This window comes from Microbacterium sp. X-17 (genome assembly GCF_039615055.1).
This window is the reverse complement of the sequence record NZ_JBDHNI010000006.1, coordinates 348,120-368,308: the sequence shown is the minus strand read 5'-3', so window position 1 is coordinate 368,308 and position 20,189 is coordinate 348,120. Positions and strand designations below refer to the sequence as shown.

At 62.3% G+C, this 20,189-nt stretch carries 14 protein-coding genes; 7 read left to right on the top strand and 7 right to left on the bottom strand.

From position 1 onward, the window contains the following. Positions 1-71 precede the first annotated feature (71 nt). The 4 genes from ABCS02_RS27950 to ABCS02_RS27935 all read right to left on the bottom strand — a co-directional run bounded on the left by ABCS02_RS27950 (position 72) and on the right by ABCS02_RS27935 (position 4,784). A complete protein-coding gene (locus ABCS02_RS27950; protein WP_345838976.1) occupies positions 72-977 on the bottom strand; it encodes a substrate-binding domain-containing protein in 906 nt (301 codons plus the stop codon). A gap of 122 nt (positions 978-1,099) precedes the next feature. Continuing rightward, a complete protein-coding gene (locus tag ABCS02_RS27945) occupies positions 1,100-2,188 on the bottom strand; it encodes an ABC transporter permease (protein ID WP_345838975.1) in 1,089 nt (362 codons plus the stop codon). Further along, positions 2,185-3,225, bottom strand: a complete 1,041-nt coding sequence (locus ABCS02_RS27940) for an ABC transporter permease (protein WP_345838974.1) — start codon at positions 3,223-3,225, stop codon at positions 2,185-2,187. Before ABCS02_RS27940 ends, ABCS02_RS27945 begins: the two co-directional genes overlap by 4 nt. Then, entirely contained in the window at positions 3,222-4,784 is a 1,563-nt protein-coding gene (locus ABCS02_RS27935; RefSeq protein ID WP_345838973.1) for a sugar ABC transporter ATP-binding protein, read from the bottom strand. The genes ABCS02_RS27940 and ABCS02_RS27935 overlap by 4 nt, the downstream gene beginning before the upstream one ends. Before the next feature lie 104 nt (positions 4,785-4,888). Between ABCS02_RS27935 and ABCS02_RS27930 the strand changes: the two genes are divergently transcribed. Both ABCS02_RS27930 and ABCS02_RS27925 read left to right on the top strand, forming a co-directional pair. Continuing rightward, complete coding sequence (locus ABCS02_RS27930; RefSeq protein WP_345838972.1) at positions 4,889-5,878, top strand: sugar-binding domain-containing protein; 990 nt, start codon at positions 4,889-4,891, stop codon at positions 5,876-5,878. Between the two features lie 35 nt (positions 5,879-5,913). After that, positions 5,914-7,080: an epoxide hydrolase family protein gene (locus tag ABCS02_RS27925; protein ID WP_345838971.1), complete on the top strand. Its 1,167-nt coding sequence runs from the start codon at positions 5,914-5,916 to the stop codon at positions 7,078-7,080. A gap of 558 nt (positions 7,081-7,638) precedes the next feature. Here the strand turns inward: ABCS02_RS27925 and ABCS02_RS27920 are convergent. Together ABCS02_RS27920 and ABCS02_RS27915 are read right to left on the bottom strand one after the other, a co-directional pair. Further along, positions 7,639-7,812, bottom strand: coding sequence for a hypothetical protein (locus ABCS02_RS27920; RefSeq protein WP_345838970.1), 174 nt, complete (start codon positions 7,810-7,812; stop codon positions 7,639-7,641). Between the two features lie 208 nt (positions 7,813-8,020). Beyond that, on the bottom strand, positions 8,021-8,251 hold the full coding sequence (locus ABCS02_RS27915) for a hypothetical protein (protein WP_345838969.1): 231 nt from the start codon (positions 8,249-8,251) through the stop codon (positions 8,021-8,023). A 906-nt stretch (positions 8,252-9,157) separates the two neighbouring features. Between ABCS02_RS27915 and ABCS02_RS27910 the strand changes: the two genes are divergently transcribed. The 3 genes from ABCS02_RS27910 to ABCS02_RS27900 are packed head-to-tail and all read left to right on the top strand — an operon-like array spanning position 9,158 to position 13,106. After that, positions 9,158-10,117, top strand: a complete 960-nt coding sequence (locus tag ABCS02_RS27910) for a TnsA-like heteromeric transposase endonuclease subunit (protein WP_345838968.1) — start codon at positions 9,158-9,160, stop codon at positions 10,115-10,117. After that, the gene (locus tag ABCS02_RS27905; protein WP_345838967.1) at positions 10,114-12,102 is read left to right on the top strand and encodes a hypothetical protein; all 1,989 of its coding nucleotides are present in this window, start codon (positions 10,114-10,116) and stop codon (positions 12,100-12,102) included. Before ABCS02_RS27910 ends, ABCS02_RS27905 begins: the two co-directional genes overlap by 4 nt. Beyond that, positions 12,096-13,106, top strand: a complete 1,011-nt coding sequence (locus ABCS02_RS27900) for an ATP-binding protein (RefSeq protein WP_345838966.1) — start codon at positions 12,096-12,098, stop codon at positions 13,104-13,106. Before ABCS02_RS27905 ends, ABCS02_RS27900 begins: the two co-directional genes overlap by 7 nt. Before the next feature lie 2,400 nt (positions 13,107-15,506). Here ABCS02_RS27900 and ABCS02_RS27895 read toward each other — a convergent pair. Further along, positions 15,507-16,997: a hypothetical protein gene (locus ABCS02_RS27895; protein ID WP_345838965.1), complete on the bottom strand. Its 1,491-nt coding sequence runs from the start codon at positions 16,995-16,997 to the stop codon at positions 15,507-15,509. Between the two features lie 212 nt (positions 16,998-17,209). Here ABCS02_RS27895 and ABCS02_RS27890 point away from each other — a divergent pair, with 212 nt between their 5' ends. Together ABCS02_RS27890 and ABCS02_RS27885 are read left to right on the top strand one after the other, a co-directional pair. Beyond that, on the top strand, positions 17,210-17,713 hold the full coding sequence (locus ABCS02_RS27890) for a hypothetical protein (protein WP_345838964.1): 504 nt from the start codon (positions 17,210-17,212) through the stop codon (positions 17,711-17,713). Between the two features lie 487 nt (positions 17,714-18,200). Next, positions 18,201-20,084, top strand: coding sequence for a DUF2207 domain-containing protein (locus ABCS02_RS27885; protein ID WP_345838963.1), 1,884 nt, complete (start codon positions 18,201-18,203; stop codon positions 20,082-20,084). Positions 20,085-20,189: the final 105 nt, after the last annotated feature.

Genomic DNA, 20,189 nt, shown 5'->3' with positions numbered 1-20,189 from the left:
CTGGCCCACATCGATGTCGTGCAGCGGGAACGAACGGACAGCATTCCGCCCGTTCCCGCTGACACAAGCGGTTAGAAGTCGTACTTGTCGATGTTCGACTTGTCGTAGACGAGCAGCGGGCCCAGATCGACTTCCCCGCCGTCCAAGACGGTGAACTTGCCGAGCTTTCCGGCGGTAAAGGTGTCGCCCTTCTTGCCGGAGATCGTGCCGTCTACCAGAGCCTTGGCTGCGTACGCGCCGAGATACCCCAAGTCGGGGTCGTTCCACAGCGCTCCGGCCTGGACAGTTCCATCGTCGATATATGCCTTCATCACGCTCGGCAGTGCAAGCCCGGTTACGGCCACCTTGCCCTTGAACCCGTTGGCCTCGACGTATTTGGCGGCGGCGGGGAATCCCAGAGAATCGGGGGCGACAATTCCTTTCAGATCGGGATATTTGGTGAGGAGCGCCGCGACGTTTGTCGTCGCCGTCTGGTTGTCGCCATTGGCGTAGATGGTGGTGACGACCTGGATGTTCGGATACTTGGTCTTCACAGCGTTGTGCATTGCGGCCAGCCACTGGTTCTGCGTCGGCTGGGTCGGCGCTCCCGAAAGGAAGGCGATCTGCCCGGACTCGCCGATCTGCTTTGCGATGACATCGATCAGACCTCCACCGATCGCCTTCACAGAAGCGGGGTTGACGAAAAGATCTCGATGTCCCGGTGCGTCGGAGTCGTACGTGACGACTTTTGTACCCGCTGCACGGGCCTGGTCGAGCGAGTTGGCTTGCGCGTTCGGATCGTTGATGCCGACGAGGATGGCGTTCACGCCCTGCTGGACAGCTGTGTTTGTGAACGGAACCTGCGCCGACGGACTCACGGCGGTGGGGCCCGCAATGTTGACTTTGGCACCGAACTCTTTGCCGGCGTCCTGGGCGCCCTTCGCATTGACATCCCAGTAGGGGGTACCGATGAGGTCGGGAATGACAGTGATGCGCATTGCTTTGCTGTTGGAACTGCCGTTCTGATTGTCCGAGCTGCCAGTGCTATTGCTTGCCGAGCAGGCCACCAAGCTAATAGACACGAGGGCCCCGACAATCGCCGTTGAAATCAGGCGCCTTCTCATGATCGAAATGCACTCTCCTTGTTTGAGCGCGGCAGATTACTATCTGTCGCGACGGGTTGCTCGGGTCGATTTCGCCGGAAACGGCGTGCCGCAACACCCGATAGACGCGGCAGCATCACGGAAACAATCAGGAGGATTCCGATGATGACGTTGATGGTGTTCGCGTTCACGTTCTCGAGTCGCAACGCGCTGGATACCGTGCCGATGAGCAGGACGCTGGCGATAACACCGAGCATCTTGCCGCGTCCGCCGAAAATGGACACGCCACCGAGGACGATAGCGGCGATGACGAGCAGTTCCAGACCCGTGTCGTTGTCGCTTCGGACGCTGTCGTATCGCAGCGTGTCGTACATGCCCGCGAGCGAAGCGAAGAGTGCAGTCGCGACGAATGTAGCGAGCTTTATGCGTCGGGCATTGATTCCTGCGAAGCGCGATGCCTCCGAGCTTCTGCCGATATCGAAGAGGTTTCGGCCGAAGAGCATTCTGTGGAGTACGAAGCTCGCGACGAGCGAGAGAACTATCAGGAGTAGTGCCACGTTGGGCACATACGAACCTCCGATGGCACCCTGGGCCTCGCCTGTCCACTCGGCGGGGAATCCGCTCACGGTATTGATGCCGAGCAGTCCCACCGCGATGCCGCGGAAGAGCGCCATGGTAGCGATGGTCATGGCCAGCGACGGCAGGCCGACGTAGGCGATCATGAAGCCGTTGAAGAGGCCGCACGCGATCCCCACGAGGAGGGCGACGAGCGCAGCGAGCGGGAAACTCCATCCGCTGTGGAACAGTTCGCCGCAGACCACGCTCGATAGGCCCGCGACACTGGCGACCGATAGGTCGATCTCGCCGAGAATGATGACCATGGTCATCGGCAGCGCGACGATGAGCACCGGCGTCGCGTCCTGCAACAAGTAGATGGTCGTGAGACGACTGTCGAAGTAGGGGACGGTTAGCGCGGCGACGAGGAAGAACGCGATCAAGACCAGCACGAGTACTGATTCGTAAGTCGCCAGGCGTCGCCATCCCGTGCGTTCGTGAAGGGCGTATTGGCGCTGTCGGCGGATTGTCGCGTCGGACGAGGCGTTCATGCGGCCATCTCCTTCTTTACTTGACGAATCGACACGACGTCCTTGCTCAAGAGCCGGCGTCGGCGCCGTCGTTGATGGAAGAGGTCGACCGTCACTGCGCCGACGATCAATGCGCCGTCCACGGCCTGCTGCCAGAAGCTACTGACGCCAAGAGTCGGCAGTGCCTGATTCAGCGTTACTAGGAGGGCAGCTCCGATTCCAGCGCCGACGATGCTCCCACTGCCTCCGAACACCGCCACACCACCGACGACGGCGGCTGCAATCGACTGCAGCTCCATGCCTGTACCCACCGACGCGTCCGCCGTGCCGTAAAGGGCGGCGTACATGCATCCGGCAATGCCGGCGAGCATGCCAGAGATGACGAAGACAATGGTGACGCGCGCGCGAGTGGGCAATCCGTAGAGCACTGCGGCGTCCGGCGCTGACCCGATCGCGTAGAGATCCCGGCCGAATCGCATCGACGTAGTGATGAAGGCACCTAGCACGAGAACGATCAACGTTATATAGCAGAGCACTGGAATACCGAGGACCTGCGCGGTTCCGAACTGCAGGAAGTCGTGAGATAGATTCGATGCGGTCACCTGGCCGCCACTCGTCCACAACTGCAGAACTCCCCGATAGACGTACATGGTGCCGAGGGTGATGACCAGTGCTGGCACCTTGCCAAAGCCCACCAACAGTCCGTTGACCAGACCGAGGATGGCACCAGCGACCGCACAGGCCCCGATCACGAGTGCGATGGATAGGTGCGGCTGAGCAATGACGATCTTGCCGGCGACGTATGCAGTCAGTCCGACGATGGCGCCGACGGAGATGTCGACATTCCGGGTGATGATGACCATCGCCTGACCAACGGCAAGCATGCCGAGGATGGCGAATGACTGCAGCAGATTCGCGCGCCCGACGTCCGAGAACAGGAAATGCGGAGACACTGCGACTGTTACGGCAAGGAGGACCACAAGCGTCAGCGCTGTGGCAGCCTCCCGCGAAGACCGCAATCGTGAGAAAGCTGAGGTTCGATGCGCGGTGCCGCTCACTTGTCTTCCGTTCCAGTCGTACCAGAGGCCGATTGCCCGATTGCGTTCGTCGCAGCGCGCATGACGCGCTCCGGGGTCGCTTCGGCCCGCTGGAGATTTGCAGTTAGATGACCGGCAGAAAGCACCAGCACGCGATCGGCCATTCCGAGCACCTCGGGAAGCTCGGACGAGATCATCAGGATCGCCATGCCTCGGGATGCCAACTCGGAGAGGCGCCGATGCACTTCGGACTTGGTGCCGACGTCGATGCCTCGAGTCGGTTCATCGATGATGAGCAGCCGCGGAGTCGTGGCCAGCCATTTGGCGAGGACCACTTTCTGCTGATTGCCCCCGCTTAGATTGGCAACGCCGGTGTCGAGGGCGGCTGCTTTGACCTCCAGGCGGCCGGCCCAATCCGCTGCTGCTTGCGTCTCGGCCCCGACCTTCATTACTCCAAAACGCGCCAATTCACGCCGGATGACACTGGTCGCGTTCTCCAGGACGGTCCCGTCCATGACCAGTCCCTGATTACGTCGATCCTCTGGGACCATGGCAATGCCTGCGCGAATAGCTGCCCGGACGCTGTTGCGCGGCAGGGGACGCCCGTCGAAGACAACGGTCCCGGAACGATACGGATCGATGCCGAAGATTGCTCGCGCGACTTCGCTACGTCCCGCTCCGACCAGGCCGGCCAGTCCCACGATCTCTCCGGCGTGGACTTCGAAGCTGATGTCATGGAACACACCGGGCTGGCTCAGTCCATTCACCTCGAGCATGACTTTGCCGATCGTGCTCGGGACCTTTGGATAGAGATTCGAGATGTCACGCCCAACCATCCGTCGCACCAGCTCGTCCACCGTCACGTCTCCGATAGCATCCGTGCTGATTGTGTGCCCGTCGCGCATCACAGTGACGGTGTCGCACAACTCGAACACCTCCTCAAACCGGTGTGAGATGAACAGGATCGCCCGGCCTTCGTCGCGAAGTTGGCGAGCAACAGCGAGTAGGCGGTCGACTTCTACGCCGCTGAGCGCCGCAGTGGGCTCGTCCATGACGAGCACTGCCGCGTCAAGGGAGATGGCCTTCGCGATCTCTACTATTTGTTGGTCCGCGATCGACAGGCCGGACACTTGACGGTCGGGATCAAGATCGACGCCAAGCCTCCGGATCAACCGGATGGTCTCTTCACGCATCGCACGCTTGTCGATGAGCCAGCGGAGCCGCATCGGCTGTCGTCCCATGAAGACGTTCTCAGCGACCGAGAGGTCTGGAAACAGCGTCGGCTCCTGGTAGATGACTGCGATGCCCGCCCTGCGAGCTTCTGCGGTCGAGGTGAAGTTCACCGTCGAGCCGGCCAGCTCGAAAGTCCCGGAGTCCCGGGAGTACAGGCCTGCAATGATCTTGACAATCGTGGACTTTCCGGCGCCGTTCTCGCCGACGAGCGCGTGGATGGACCCGCTTCGCAGCGTGAGATCAGCGTTGGATACCGCCACCACTGATCCGAACGCCTTTTTCAGACCCGCGAATGCCAGCGCCGGGTTGAACACGGCCTGCCTTTTGGCGTCTTCTATGACGGACATGTATGAAATGTAAACCCACTCTGCACAATTGTCCAGCACGAATTTTCAGCACTTTCGTTCTGAACGGATTTCAATTGGGCCGCGGGAGGGAGATACTTCTTCCTGTGGGACAAGATCACGAGACCAAGACAGAGTTGCCGCTCCGCCAGGCAGGAACCTTCTCGGCGGCCCTGATGTACAGGGCAGCTCGGCTTTATTACGAGGATGAGCTCTCGCAGCTCGATGTCGCGGAACGCTTGCAGGTATCTCGTTCGACCGTGTCGCGACTTTTGAGCATGGCGAAGGAGCGCGGAATCGTGCGTGTCAGCTTGGTCGAGCCTTCCCACACCGTCAGCTCCTCCGTCGAGCTTGCCGATCTCCTTCACATCCGCTCGACCACGATCGTCGACACAGAGGCAGCCCGGGCAAATGCGCGAGATGAGACCAGCGAGCACCTCGTGGACGCCGCCCTTGCCGAGCTAGGGCGCCTTGACCTGAAACCGGGGTCGGTCATGGGGGTGTCTTGGGGCGATGCCGTGCGACGCATCAGCAACGCACGCACGGAGATCGATCTTTCACAGGTCAACCTCGTACCGGTGATCGGCGGCGTCGATGAGGCAGATCCGCGCTTTCAGATAAATGAAATCGTTCGCCAGCTCAGCGCCCACACCGGGGCTTCGGCCACGTTCCTTCACGTGCCGGCAGCTGTATCGTTGCGATTCCGCGCCAGCCTGCTGAAGGAGCCGAGCATTGCCGATCGCTTAGCGCTGTGGGATCGACTGGACGCCGCCCTCGTGGGAATCGGGGCAATGACTGATGACCCCGCGAAGCAGCCAATTCCACGGACGTTCCGGTCCATCGACAGGCTCTCCGACGCGGTTGGCGACGTCGCCGCCAATTTCTACACGACGGATGGCTCCCCCTGCGCGTCCCCGGACGAGTCGCTGCTTGCCATCACGCGCGAACAGCTCAAGCGAACACCGCAGGTTCTCGCGGTGGCCTCAGGTGCTCGCAAGGCGCGAGCCATTGTCGGCGCCGCTCGTGCAGGACTCATCACCGACCTTGTCACCGACCACGCTGCCGCAACAGCAATCTTCGACTACGCATCGCGATAGACACCAATCGCGCCATGTCGTAGGGTTGTGAACATGTGTTCAGCACCGAATTTCGAAGTGGCGCCATGACTATTCGATCACGCCGGCTCACGGTGGCCGAGGAAGCGATAGCCGATCTGCGGTCCAGACTTCGGACCACGCGCTGGCCGGCCGCAACTGTCGACGAGGGGTGGACACTCGGCTTCGACATCGACTACCTCCGAGAGATCGTCGCCTACTGGGCGGACGAATTCGACTTCGCCGGGTTCCAGGAGCGCCTCAACGCTCGTCCGAACTATGTCGTCAACGTCGATGGTCTTGAGCTTCACGTGGAGATCCATGCGCCCCAACGACCGTCGGCGGACTCCAAGACCTTGCTCCTGCTTCATGGTTGGCCGGACGGAGTCCAGCGTTTTGAGCGGCTGACTCCTCTGCTTGACGAGCACACGCTCGTGATCCCCTCCTACCCCGGCTACGGTTTCTCGCAAAAGCCGACAAGTCCGTTGTCGTGCGGCGACTTCGGTGTTCTCATGGCGCGACTGATGGACATTCTGGGATACCGGCACTATTTCGTGCACGGCGGAGATGTGGGTGCTCCCGTCGCCGATGCCGTCACGAGGGCGGCGCCAGACGCCGTTCTCGGCCTACACCTCACCGACCTCGTCTATCTCCTCAAGGTCGACCCGATGCCGCTACCTCCCGCAGCCCTAGAGTATCTAGCGCGTGGCGAGGAATGGGAGTGGTCGGATGGCCCCTACCGGCACGTGCAGCACAGCCGACCTCAGATGCTCGCCCCAGGCCTTTCAGACTCCCCGGCCGGGCTCGCGGCCTGGATCCTGGAAAAGTTCCGCGCCTGGAGCGACTGCGGGGGCGATCTGGAGTCTCGCTTCGATCGCGACACCCTCCTCACAAACCTCAGCATCTACTGGTTCACCGAATCGATCGGGTCCAGCTTCTGGGTCTACTGGGCTACCGACGACGGCCAGCCCTCCGGCCGCATCGATACCCCAACATGGTTCTCGCTGTTCCCAGAAGATCTCGTCCGCCCGACCAAAGTCTTCGCAGACTACTTCTTCAATGTCGCTCACTGGAAGGAGATGCCGCGCGGAGGCCATTTCGCCGCGATGGAGGAGCCGGAACTGCTCGCTGACGAATTGCGGTCAATGCTTTCCAGCGCGGCACCGCTGCAACCTCATGCGGACATAGAACATCGACAGTTGTGATGGTCCCGGTGTTCCGACGACAGCGTCTACCGCTGGCCAGCCGTGATGGCTAGGACCCTCGAATTGCCGGTGGCTGGCGAGGCGCGCAGAAAGTCCCCCGTGCCGCGGCCCGCGATCGCGTCGCGCCATGCCACAAAGCCGTCGTCCGACTCGACGTCGAAGCGCTTGCGGGGAACGAGCGCGCCGTCTGTCCCGGACGAGCTATGACTTCGTAGCGGGGCCCTCCGGGTACTCATGGCATAGATAGCGGTAAACGGGCTCGTCTTCGACGAATCCAGGGAAACGCACCGCTTTGTCCGAGAGGTAGAAATTGTCTCCGCCTTCATCGGACACGCTAGCGACTTCGCTGGTGATGCCGGTTAGGTCGTCTCCTCCTCCTGCTCGACGAGGGGGACGTCGTCCTGGAGGTCTTGACGGAACTGCGTGGGGCCGCTGTCGACGGGACGTTGCCCTCGGTGGGTTGAGGCCTGGTGCCACCGCGCTGGACATCCAAAAGCAAATTGACGCGCGTCGCGAAAGTACACGCGTTTGAGGTGCGGGGCGCCCCGATTGCCAGCTTTACTCGATCACTCCCGGCCAAACCGAGCCAATCGACTGCTCGAGCTTCGCAATCGTGATCAGATCTGGCCACGATTCGCCCGCAAGCACCGTACGCAGAACATTGTGGTCGATGTTTGCCGCCCGCGCCGTCGCGCGAATGCTTGAGTCGCCCATTCGCTGGCGGATGTTCACGACAAGCCGACGCGCAGTCTCCGCTACGGGGTCAGTGCGCTCTTCCCACGGCCAGCCGTCAGGGTCGCCCGCGTTCGGGGTCGGGCGGATTGGGCGGGGCATACCGTACAAGTTAGCGGGCAAGGTGCCGTTGCCGGAGGAGCCGACCCGTGAGGCGACCGCATCAATCTGGATTCGATGGAGGATGTGCACCTGAGGGCGACAGAGGTCAGTCCGGTTCGTCCGAATTTGGGGGCCAAATGGGTCGGTGATATCCGAGTTCAAGGCTGATCAGCTCGAAGCTGTCCGGTAGGTCGCCACCGACGATCTCGACTATCCGGTCCGGGTCGAGGCCTGTCTTCTCGGCGACGGCCCAGATGTGGTCATCGCCGATGGCAGCTCTGATGCTGTCATTCACGCGTCGCGCAAGGTCCTCGCTGTCAAAGGACTGATCATTCATGCGCCCCCTCTGCGCCGTCGTCGCTTGCTTCGGGTGACTTATGAATGCAAAGCGTCTATTATTCTAACCAGTGCAGACACTGCCAGAGATCGGTCCGACACTCAAGCGGGAGGGATCATGGAAGGCGATTCGCCCGTGACAGCGGGTCCTGCCTACACAGAGGGCGGCATTCTCCGGGAGCTTGGGATCGAGCCCGAACAGCTGGAGGTTCTTGTCGAACGCTGTTGCTTGTTCCGTGTGACCAGCGACGGCGGCCCAGCATTTTACCCAGCCCTTCAAGTGGTCGACGGCGCGATCCTGCCCAACCTCGACGCAGTGCTCTGCGAACTTGCTGACGGCATCGAGGACCCAGAGACCTGGTGGACGTGGCTTCTCGGTCATGCCTCCGCGACAGATGAACGAGCGCGGTGGGAACTGCTGCGAGATGGGGACGCTGCAGCTGTTATTGGCGCGGCCGGTCGATCCGCTTGGGCGTGGCGCCAATGAACGATCCACAACGGCCGAGCGGAAACAGAGCTGCGCCCTCATCAGGCGCAGCCACCCGGACGCGAGCCCCCACCATTCGAGTGGCGATAATTGACGCCGATGTTCGGTATCGGACAGGTCTGCAGATCGTGCTCGCTCGGGACCCAGCACTGGAGATCGTTGGCTGCTTCGACGATGGCCAACAGCTCGCGGCCTCTGGTTGCCAGCCGGACGTAAGTCTCATCGCCGAGTCCGGCAGGCTCAACGAGACGCAATCAGAGCCGTTCGCCTATCCCTTCATCCTGATGCCGAAGGTCCGCCGGCGCGGACGTTCGACGACGGACCCGACCGGAAGTTGTGCTGTCGTGCCGCGATCAGCCCCGATCGCTGAACTGATGATCGCAATCCATCGCGCGGCGCGCCGACCGTAGTCGCTCGTCGATGTGGCTATGCTCCCGGACATGGGCACGCTTCGTGAAGCGAGAGCGTATTCCCCCGGCGTCGGGCAGTTTGAGTCAGACACCGGGAACGTGGCACGCCCCGATTTCAACTCCTCCCTCATCCTTTTTGCGCACGTCACGGCACTCGATCGACATTCCATATCGCGGCCGCCGGCCGCAGGAAGGTCGAGAGAACATGCCATACGGAAGACTGCGCTATTTTGACACGTTTCGGAACGTGCCTCCGCGCGATGAACCATCGATTCACTGGCTCGATGCCTACGGGCGTCCACATGAAGTTCGCGCGTCCGCTGACGCACTGAGAACGCCACTCGAACTAGCGGTTCCGTGTCGTCGCGGCCCCAAGTACCGGGGTCAGCCAAGTTCCTTCGGGCACTACATCTTTGCCCAGACGGGCCAATGGCTGTGGTTTGAGTCCGAAACCGAGGCAGCAGCACTCCGCCTCTTGGATCACGTCGCGAGCATCAGCTCAATCGCGACACAACCTTTTTGCCTGGTGCATCCGGATGGGGTCCGCCACGTGCCGGACTTCTTCGCTCTCGCCACGGACGGCACGCGAATCGTTGTCGACGTGCGTCCCGAGGCGCTCCGGGATGACACGGCGGCCGAGCAGTTCCAGCGGACTCGCGAAGTCTGCTTCCGAATCGGATGGCTCTACAACGTGATGAGCGGGGAGAGCGAAAGTATCCCCGCTCAGAACGTGCGGCGCCTCTCCGAATACCGCGGGCCCGACTACCGGCCCTCAGCAGATGTCCGCGAGGTCGTTCGCCAAACACTAACCGTGAAGCCATCCTTGACGTGGGCCAAGTTCTTCGAGCACGTCGGAGGATCCGTAAGCGAGTACGAGCTTTTCGCTCTGATGTGGTCGCGCGATGTCGGGTACACCTTCGGTGCGACTATTGGCCCTGAGACGCGGTTGTGGTGGGTGAGCAAGGCATGAACGCGTTCATCACACTGGGTGTGCCCATCGAATTCAAAGGGCATGACTGCGTGCCGATCCTGGAGATCGATGGCGTAGTACGCGTTCACGACCTCGAGGACGACGCTGAGTACGACGTCCCGTCGGAGGAACTGCTAGCTCATAACGACGAAGCGGAGTCTGCGTTCGAACGCATGAATCGCGTCGATCCATTTGCAGTGTCAATGACAACCAGGCCGTGGAATCTTGCGGCCCACCTCGAGGAAGTCCTCAGCGGGGCACCCCTTGAACCCGGAGGTGAGCGGCGGCCCGAGTACCAGCCAGATGTTCCAATGATGCAGCGCCAGGCTACGAAGAGGAGGGAACTCGAACTTCTCGGTTTCCCGATAAAGGAGCGGACCTTTCAGTCGGACCTGTACGCCTACCGAGACTACGGGGAGGCCGGGCTCCGTAACCGCGTTCGGCTTAAAGATCCCCTACGGAATGTGTCTCCGATTCTGAGGGAAGCGATCGAGTCGTCGCGCAAGCTTCTCGCGAACCAATCCACCCACACCTTCGCCGTCTTTCGCGGAACAATCCGCGACGAGCTCGATCGACTTGGGGGTGAGGATGAAAAACTCCCTTCAGATCCGACCCTCCGCAACTACCTTCGACTGATCGGGGGTCCTTCGGATCCGTTTTGGACGTTCAAGCGCCGACAGAGCGAATCGAATCGGCCGACCAGAAGCAACCGGGCGCGTGCGGTCCCCGATGTCCCGGGGTCCGAGGTTCAGATCGACACGAGCCGCTTCGATGTCGAGGTTCTAGACGGGTTCAGCAACCGCCGGACAACTGCTCAGTTGGCTCTGATGGTCGACAAGAGCAGCCATTCCATCGTCGGGGCCTGCGTTCGCCTCCAGAGCATGAAGGGCATCGACATTGCCCTGATGATCGTCGCGTCCTGCATGCCGCGACGCGTCTTGCCACTCGATAAGGACCTGTCGGCGCGGCTCGCTTCTGGCGCTTGGCGCCGCATCTTCGGCGAAACGCTGCCCGAAGCGCGGTTGCCGTTTGTTAGGCCGCACGGCATTACATCCGACAACGGCGCTGACTTCATGTCCCGGAACGTTGCCGCCGCGATGAAACTCTGCGGCATCAACCACACCGAAGCCCGGCCCCGTACGCCCACCGACAAGCCGGCCATTGAGCGGGCGTTCCTCACCGTCGAACGCGACTTCGCCCAATATCTCCCGGGCTACTTGGCCGAGGACGTCACCAATCGGGGCGAACCCACTCCAGGCGAAGAGCTGCTGACGGTCTTCGAATTGGCCGTGTTCTTCGAGGTTTGGTTCGCGCATGTCTATCAGAACACGCGCCATTCGAGCATCCGAGACCCCCGACGACCCTCGGTATCTCATTCGCCCAACACGATGCTCGCCGCACTTCGTCGGTTCTACCCCGAGCGGCCCCTGTCTGTGCCCGCGAGTTACCTCCCTCGCGTCGCTAACGTTACCCACAGAGTGATCTCACGCAGCGGGATCCAGATGAACTATCGGGTCTACGACTCCCCAGAGCTCGACGCTTTCCGGCTCAAGCTGTCGCCGATCACGGGAACGAAAAGCTGGCCGATCTACTACCACCCGACCGACATCGGCCAGGTGTGGATCATCCCGCCTGACGCTGAACCCATCACAGCCCCATTGAAGGACCGCGATCGGTTCTACCGACCGTTCGCCGACGAGATCGACGCGGAGGTGCGACGAGTGGCGGCGGAAAGCCGAGAGCTCAGTCGCGCCGAACAGCACGAACTCGCCCACGAGCTTGGCAAGGCCGCAAGGCTGCAGGTGAAGGCAAGAAACCGTCGCGACGCTCGCGACAATGCAGCACGGAAACTGGATCCAACGTACGCTCCGCCCGCGGTCCAAGCGGATATGACGCAGATTTCCGATTCACGCATGAAGGGATTGCCGAAGACGCCAGGACCAATCCAGCCGGATCTAGACGACGTGGAGCCGGAACTGTGGTAGCCGCCGACCAGACCCGCCTGGAATTCCGAAAAGGCCTCTATGCGCACCTCGCGGCCGCCCGGGAGTTCGCGCTCCCTCCGATCCAAGAATACGAAGGATGGGACGACACAACCAAGGCGCGCTTCAACCATCAGCGAATCGTGCGCCTCGGCCGGGATCTCACCATCACTACGCCAAGCATGGTGAGGCTTCACCGCGAACTCCTGCTCACCTCGGTCCTCAACGAGGAACGTGCGCGCGGGCGGTCGGGATTCGTGATCAACGGTCTCCCCACTCGGGGAAAGACCACTCTCTGCCTTGAAGCGATGCGGTTCTTCTACACAGCTTATCGCCGCCAACGCGACGGCGTAGATCTCGCCGATGCGCTCCCCATCGTCTATATCTGCCTACCCGCACACATCACCCCCAAGGCGCTCGTCGAAAGGGCAAGCAGGTTCATCGGGCTTCCTGAGATCAACTCAAACCTTGAATCACTTCAGAGCAGAGTTGTCAACAACATGGTCGCCCACGGCACACGACTGGTCGTCGTTGACGAAATCCAGAACCTTAGGACGACCTCATTCCTTGGAATCGAATCTTCGCGGGTACTCAAGGACCTCATTGAGCAGACCTATGGCTGCACGTTCATCCTTGCCGGCTCTGACGCCGGCCAATCTGCTGTGATGCTTGGAGATCTCGGATTCCCCGTCCTTGCGCGGTCTCAGCTGATCGAACTTGAGGACTACAACGCGGACGCGGCTGGCAACGGGGAATGGGAGCGAGCTCTTGCGTCCTTCGAGAGGAAACTCGGACTCTTCGGTCAACGACCGGGAACACTACTCGACCTCAGCCGGCATATCTTCACCCGCACCAACGGGAGGATCTCCGCGGTCAACGAGCTGCTTCGCCGGGCTGCAGCCCAAGTGATCCATACGTCCTCGTCGCCGCAGAGCGAGACCATCACCGCGGACGTCTTGAACAGGACGTTCCTAGACGCCAAATCGCCCAACGAGGGAAGACCGTAAGGAGCGGCGCATGGCACAAACAATCAACGTTTGCGAACTTCCCTGGATACCTCGGCCGGCCACCCTCGAAATCGCTGAAAGCTACGCGACCAGACTCGAAGCCCGGAACTTTCTTCCACCCGGCCATGTCTCCAATGTTGCTCGCTCGATTCGCGTTGCGTCATCCGAGCCGCTGACCTCCGGCGAATCGCTGGATCGCGCACTGGACCTCCTAACCTCAGGTCGATGGTCGCGCGCACAAGCCACGGCTCAAGCTCCTGCTGTCCGGTATCTGACGCTTCAAGACAGATTTGGTGCCAGAGCTATGTTTTTTCACCGGGTGCCGTGTCCCCGCTGCGTGGCCGTCGCGGACCGAGCACGTACCGCCTTCGCGTGGTTTCCGCTGATCTGTCGCCGCCACAAAGTCTGGCTGTATCCGGCTGAGATCGGCACAGCAGCTCGGCGCCCGACTATCCAGGCACACCGGAAGCTATCGCGACTTCTTATGCAGAACCCGGACCTCACGTGGCGTGTGTTTGCGACCGCTTGGGGAATATCCGAACTTCTTCTCAAGCCAAGTCATCCTCAGTACGACTCCCAAGACATCTTCGTACTGACAGTTGCTCTGCTTCGAGAATATCTGACGGCTCAGCGCGACTACGCGAGAGATTCGCGCCTCACATTTCGCGAGTGTTATGCCTTGCTCAACTCACTGCTTGCCGGGCTTGAGTACGACATTCGCCAGCCGGCTGTTGATTGCATCTGGCTGCTCCTCTACCCGATGTTCGTCGCCCGTCGAGAACTGACTTCTAACCACAACGAGGCTGTACTCGATCTCCTCGGGAATCCTCGACCCCCGGGGACAGCTTTGGAGTTCAACTATCCGCTCGAGCCCTTGAGCAGGTACACAACACTCGTGCGCTCCCTTCCCGCGAACTCGAAGGACGCGTTCTACCTCCTCCACGCAGTTGGTGCACTATCTGGAAAACGGAGAAGGGGCCTCTTCAGGTTTATCTGCTCGAAGGGTCATGTCACGGCCAGGTCCCCATACTCGATCGAGAGTTCAAGACTCCGAGGAGAAGAAGGTTGCGCAGTTTGCGCGGGCTTTGTGCGCCGTCGAGGCGTCAACAGCATCTACGAGCTCGCACCACTGGATGCCGCGCGGTGGGACAAGTTGAAAAACGGATGCCCTCTGCCGGACGGACTGTCGCTTACCGATACCACCAAGCGCTACTGGTGGAGATGCGGCGAAGGCCATTCCTATCGTGCAACCGTCAGAGCCCAGGTCGAACGGCATCTCTGTCCAGAATGCGACCACAAAGGCGGAGGCGTGACCGACATGTACAACGTCTCGTTCCTATTTCCAGCAGTCGCACGGATGTGGTGGCCTGAGCCTTATGCGCCGGTTACCCCGGACTCACTTCCGCCCCACTCAAAACGATCGTTTTGGTGGCACTGTCCAGATTGCAACTCGTACTTCTACGAGAAAGTCGCGAACCTCGTCAATCTTCAAACGTGCCCATACTGCAGCGGACGCGAGACGATGCCCGGAGTCAATGATGTTGAACTCACGCAGCCGTCGATTTCACCATTCTGGGACGAAGAGGCGAATGGATTCCCTGCCTATCTTGTCGGACCCGGACTTACATGGCGTGCAAGGTGGGCTTGCGAGCTTGGACACCAATACCTTGCGACCTACCAAGAGGCTGTGGCCGACGTGAGACGCTGTCGCACCTGCGCCCGAACCGTCTTCGTCAAAGGCGTGACGGATATCGCTCATGCGTACCCTGAGTGGGCACACTTATGGGACCCGAGATTGAATCACGGACTCGAAGCAGACGCTGTCCTTGCCGCCGGCGACGCGATTCACGGATGGAGATGCGCAAAAGGCCACCCGTTCTGGAAGTCCATCCGAGATATGCGTCGCTGTTCGGAATGCTCCGTTTGCATGGACAAACGATGCGTAACCGGGGTCAACGACCTTCGTTGCAGGTATGGACCGATCATCCAAGATTGGGACACAGTTGCGAATCTCGGTCTCGATCCCGCGCTTGTACTACCCGGAAATCGACCTCGATTCTGGACCTGCTTCCGAGGTCACACACGATGGGAACGCCCGATCAACCGAAGACGCACTGGAGGATGCCCAGACTGTCCCAAGAGCGATCGAGTCGCTGCCCGTGATCTCGAAGACCTGTAAAGCACGTCGGAGTGTCTGGACGCGGTGGCAATGGCGGGCACGTGCGGATCAAACGTCGGAAACAGCCCAGGCCGACGACCGCTCTTTCGCCCGCACGGGAAGGCACCGGCGCGAAAGGCCACGCAGCGCGCGGTTCGGACCCTGCAAGGGCGACTCAGGAACTCGGCCGATCCTCGGTCTCTCCGTTAGCACGATCGGCGCACCCAATAGGCTTCCGCAGTTCAGTCTTGCTCGCCAACCTGGTCCCGGTGGCCGATGCCATCGTCGGCGAGACCAAAATACGCACGGACTCCGGCTGTGAGGTCGCGGGGCTTGCCTACCTTGACGTCAAGGGGACCCTTGAAGATCGCGTTGTAACCGCGGACGGTTGCGCTCCAGGTTCCAGTCACCTTCTCTGGAGTATTCCCGACGATCACAAGCACCGATTCCGCGTCCTTGGTGCTGAAGGTCGCTTGCGGGCGAAGGTCACCGACCCTGACGTCGATGTCGACCGAACCGGAGTTGCGCCAGCTGGATCTGGACGCCAGGGTGCTCCCCGGCCCGGGGCTCGGCATGTAGAGCACTGGGTCGAAGGTGCGGCCGAAGTCCCGCTGTATGGGCCCCCACGTTCGCGGTGGCGTTGGCAAATGGATGTCGGGCTCCCGAAGGTGGTCAGGGATAGTTCTCGGCCGAATAGTGATGACGTCTCCATCGAGGTGGACGCTGACTTCAACGTCATGCAGGAAGGTCGTGGTCTTATTGACGATTTCGACCTCGTTTCGGCTGTCTAGGTAACTGGCGAACTGTAGGACGCTCTTGGGCCACGCGGCCCGCAGCTCAGCCTCCCAATCGTCGATCGCTTTGCGGTACTCAGCCTCGGTCCTCTTCTCAGGGATGGAGCCGATCATGGCGCCCGCCACAGCGGACTGGGCAAGCTTCGCCACCGACTCACTCAGCCTCCCGTAGTCGGCAAGCGAAAGACCCGCTGCGTTCCCCGGACCTTCCTGCCCATCAATGGAGACAGCTTCGACTTTCGACGCTTGCCTCGGCAGCGCGTCGAGGAGGCGTTTCCTGGTCTTGGCGATGTACGCGCCCAGGGTCCTGTCCTGGTCGACGAAGATCGGTGTTACTTCGCCGGTCACGTGAACATCGAGCTCCACGGGAGGGGCGGTTGCTGTCGCGCCGCGTTCCCGTAGCAGATCCTGTTCCGCTGAGGTCGCTTCGCGAGTCTCTCCGTCCGCACGAATGTATACGCGACCATCGGTGAGTCCCTCTCCGCTTGCCCGACAGATCCAGGCAGGCTGGCCCATCTTCGGCGGCTCGACAACGACGGCCAGCACTTCATTGGCCGAGTCCTTCACCGGCACCCTGACTATGTCCCAGCGAGGACCGTTTGGACCAAGGTGCTGCTCGACCACCTTGTTGAGCTCAAGCATCTCGATGGGCGGCAGTCCAACAACGCCGGCCTTGGTGATGCCCAGGATCATTACCGCGCAACCCTCGAATGCCTCGGCTGCTCTGTCCGGCATGCGGTTGGCAGCGCCGAGGATGAACTTGGCGACCTTCTGCTTGCTCGCCTTCGAGTCGAGATCTTCCGGCCCCTTGAGCTCCAGGTAGTGACGCTCGGCGAGGTCACCGATCTGCGCGACGGCCGCAACGAGTTCCGTTGCAGCGATCACGCCCCGCGGCGCCCGAGAGGTGTCGAGTGTAGCGTTCGGGTTGTTGGCAGTCATGGGTTTATCTCAGCTGTCCTCACTCTTTGCCTGGTCGGCCTCGCTAGTTCTTGATGCAGGCTTGCTCGGCCAGTCGCACCCAGTGCTCCCGGCTTGCGATTATTGTCGTCTTTCGCGCGACTCTCACACAAATGAGACTCTTGTCTCCGATCTGTGTCCGGGGTGCACAAGACCTTTGGCTGTTTGGCGTTCACAAGCTCGGAAGGTGATTATTGGGGTTCACCCTTTTGCAGCTGTTGGCTGCTTTGGCTGCGCCAGCGGGGGCAGTCGGCCTAGCGATCTTCAACAAGCGTGAAGATCTGCTCGGCCGAGCGGCTCGATTGTCGGCGGTTGCGGCGGAGATGCCAGCGGGCCCCGGACGCTCGCTGGTCGAAGAATTGCGAGATGGATCCGCGATTGAATGGTCGCTGCGTGCTCAAGCCCCTCGTCTGGTCGGATTGAGCGCGGGGGCTTGGTTTTGCTTCTTGACGAGCGGTATCGCCGTCACGATCTGGTTCGCCTACGCGTTTATTGATGGCTCGCTTCTTTGGCCCTGGGCCCTCTATTTCGTAGCGGTGATCCTGGCCTTCATCGGCCAGACGTCTACAGTGCACCGGCAGCGGAGGCGGCGCGCCTGGATGATGCAGGAACGGAAATGGCGAAATCTGCCGACCCCAGTGCTGGAGTCCCAGAAGACCATCTCGCGCTCCGAGTTGCGACGCTTGGACCGGCACTGATCGTCTCGCCAGCTCTGGCTCGGCGCAGCCGCGCCGCCGTGTACCTCTTCGTCTCGGAGCTCCGGCGACGGAAGGGCTAGACGCAGCGGAGCCCCGCCTTTCGGAGCGGTCGCTCTGGACAGGAACATAGCTACGAAACTCGGGCGCGATTCCAAGCCCGAGCTGCCCGCGGATCCCTCCTAGATTCTGGAAGGGTCTCCGGGCGACAATCTCTGGGAGCCCCTTCCCATCGAACAGCCCACCGGCAAACGCCCGGAGTGCTCCTATCCGATCGAAGTCGCTCATCGCGCAACCACGTGAGTCACCAACTCAAGGCGAATTGCCGGGCCGTGGAATATCGGTGGATCAGGCCTATCGTTCGACGACCGGGGAGCAGATTGCCATCGAGAAACGAAGCTGTGGCGCATTGTGACCAACACTTCCTGGCCAGACGTCGTTCGATGTCACCGCGTCTTCGCCATCTTCGCATTTGTTCGACACTAGGTGGGTGTCGATCACAGAGCGCGGTTCGCGTCAGCAGGTGCAGGTGAACGTGCGCCGTCATCGCGGGAGGCTGCTCCGCGCGACGGTCGCAGTGGCGTTGTCCGCGGTCGCGGCGTTCGTCGGCATCGCGGGGGCGAGCGCAGCGCCCGCGCACGCCGCCGCCACGCCCGCCTCCGTCGACGACTTCACCTTCGCGAGCTTTGACGGCGACTACCGCCTCTCGCGCGACGCGCAGGGCCATTCCACGCTCACCACCGTGGAGACCCTGGTCGCGCGGTTCCCGCAGACCGACCAGAACCACGGCATCCGGCGGGAGCTGGTCGAGGACTTCGACGGGCATCCGACCGGCCTGGAGGTCGTGTCGGTTACCGATCAGAACGGCGCCCCGCGCGGCTACACCAGCGAGTCCAGCGACGGCGTCCGCACGCTGACGATCGCGGCCGACCACTTCGTCCACGGGGACCAGACCTACGTCATCACCTACCGGCAGACGAACGTCACGCGGTACTTCCCCGACACCGGGAATGACGAGTTCTACTGGGACACCAACGGGACCGCGTGGGCGCAGCCGTTCGAGCGCGTCACCGCGACGGTGCACCTGGGGCCCGGGCTCGCCGGCGCGCTGCAGGGGGAGGCGTCCGCCTACCGCGGCGTGCAAGGGTCGAGTCAGAAAGCCGGCGTCGAGCGGACGGGCGACGGGTTCCGGTTCTCGGCCGAGGGGCTCGGGCCGCGGGAGAACCTCACGTTCGCCATCGGGTTCGCGCCCGGGACCTTCACCCTACGTGCGGATGGGCTGTTCGACACCGGCTGGGGATACGCGGCCCTCGGCGGCCTCCTGCTCGTCCTCCTCAGCCTGGTCGGCGCGGTCGTCGTGCGCGTCCGCCTGCTGCGCGACGCGCCGGGACGCGGGACGATCGTCCCCGAGTACGTGCCGCCGACGGAGGGGCTCCTGCTCACGGCGGACGCCACCGGCCTCAGCAAGAAAGCGGTCGCCGCGCAGACGCTCGACCTGGCCGTGAGCGGCAGGGTGCGCGTGCTGGAGTCGGCGGGATTCTTCGGCCGGCCCCGGTACACGCTCGAGCTCGTCGGGACGGAGGCGACCGGGCGGCAGGCGCTGCGCGACCCGCACCCGACGCCGACCGAGCTGCAGTTCCTCCGGGCGCTGTTCGGCGAGTCCCTCGTTCCCGGCGCCACGCTGGAGCTCGGCTCGACGAACACCCGTGTCGCGCGCGCCATCCAGTCGCTGATGAAGCGCGTGCACAAGGAGGCCACCGACTCCGGTCATCGCACGAGCGGCCCGCGCGGACCGGTCCGGGCGGTGTTCTTCACCGGACTGGCCGCGACCGTGCTCGCCGTCGTCGGGTCGGTGCTGTGCGTCGTCGGCGTCTACGGAGGGGCGGTGCCGATCCTGATCATCGTCGCGTCCGTCCTCCTCTTCATCGCCGCCGCCGCCCTCGTCTCCCGCTCGCCCCTCACCGCCACCGGCACGGCGCTCCGGGAGTACGTGGACGGCCTGCGGATGTACGTGCGTCTGGCGGAGGCCGACCGCATCCGTTACCTCCAGTCGCCGCAGGGCGCGGAGCGCGTACCCGTCGCGGTGGGCGACCCGCGCGAGATGCTGAGGCTGAACGAGCGGCTCCTCCCGTGGGCCGTGCTGTTCGGCGAGGAGAAGAAGTGGCTGGCCGAGCTCGGGAGGTTCTACGAGCAGACCGGGGAGACGCCGACCTGGTACGCGGGGCAGACCGCGCTCAACGCGGCCGTGCTCTCACAGCTGGTCGGCGGCATCGCCTCCAGCACGACGATGACGAGCAGCTCGTCGTCCGGCGGCACCGGGGGCGGCGGATTCTCCGGCGGCGGGGGCGGTGGTGGCGGTGGAGGGGGCGTATAGCGGCACGTCCTCCGACGTCACGACCGGACCCCTCGGTCTCCATTGCCGCCGCCCACCCCGCGCGCTACCATCGGCACCGATCCGGGGGAGACCGCAGGAGGTACC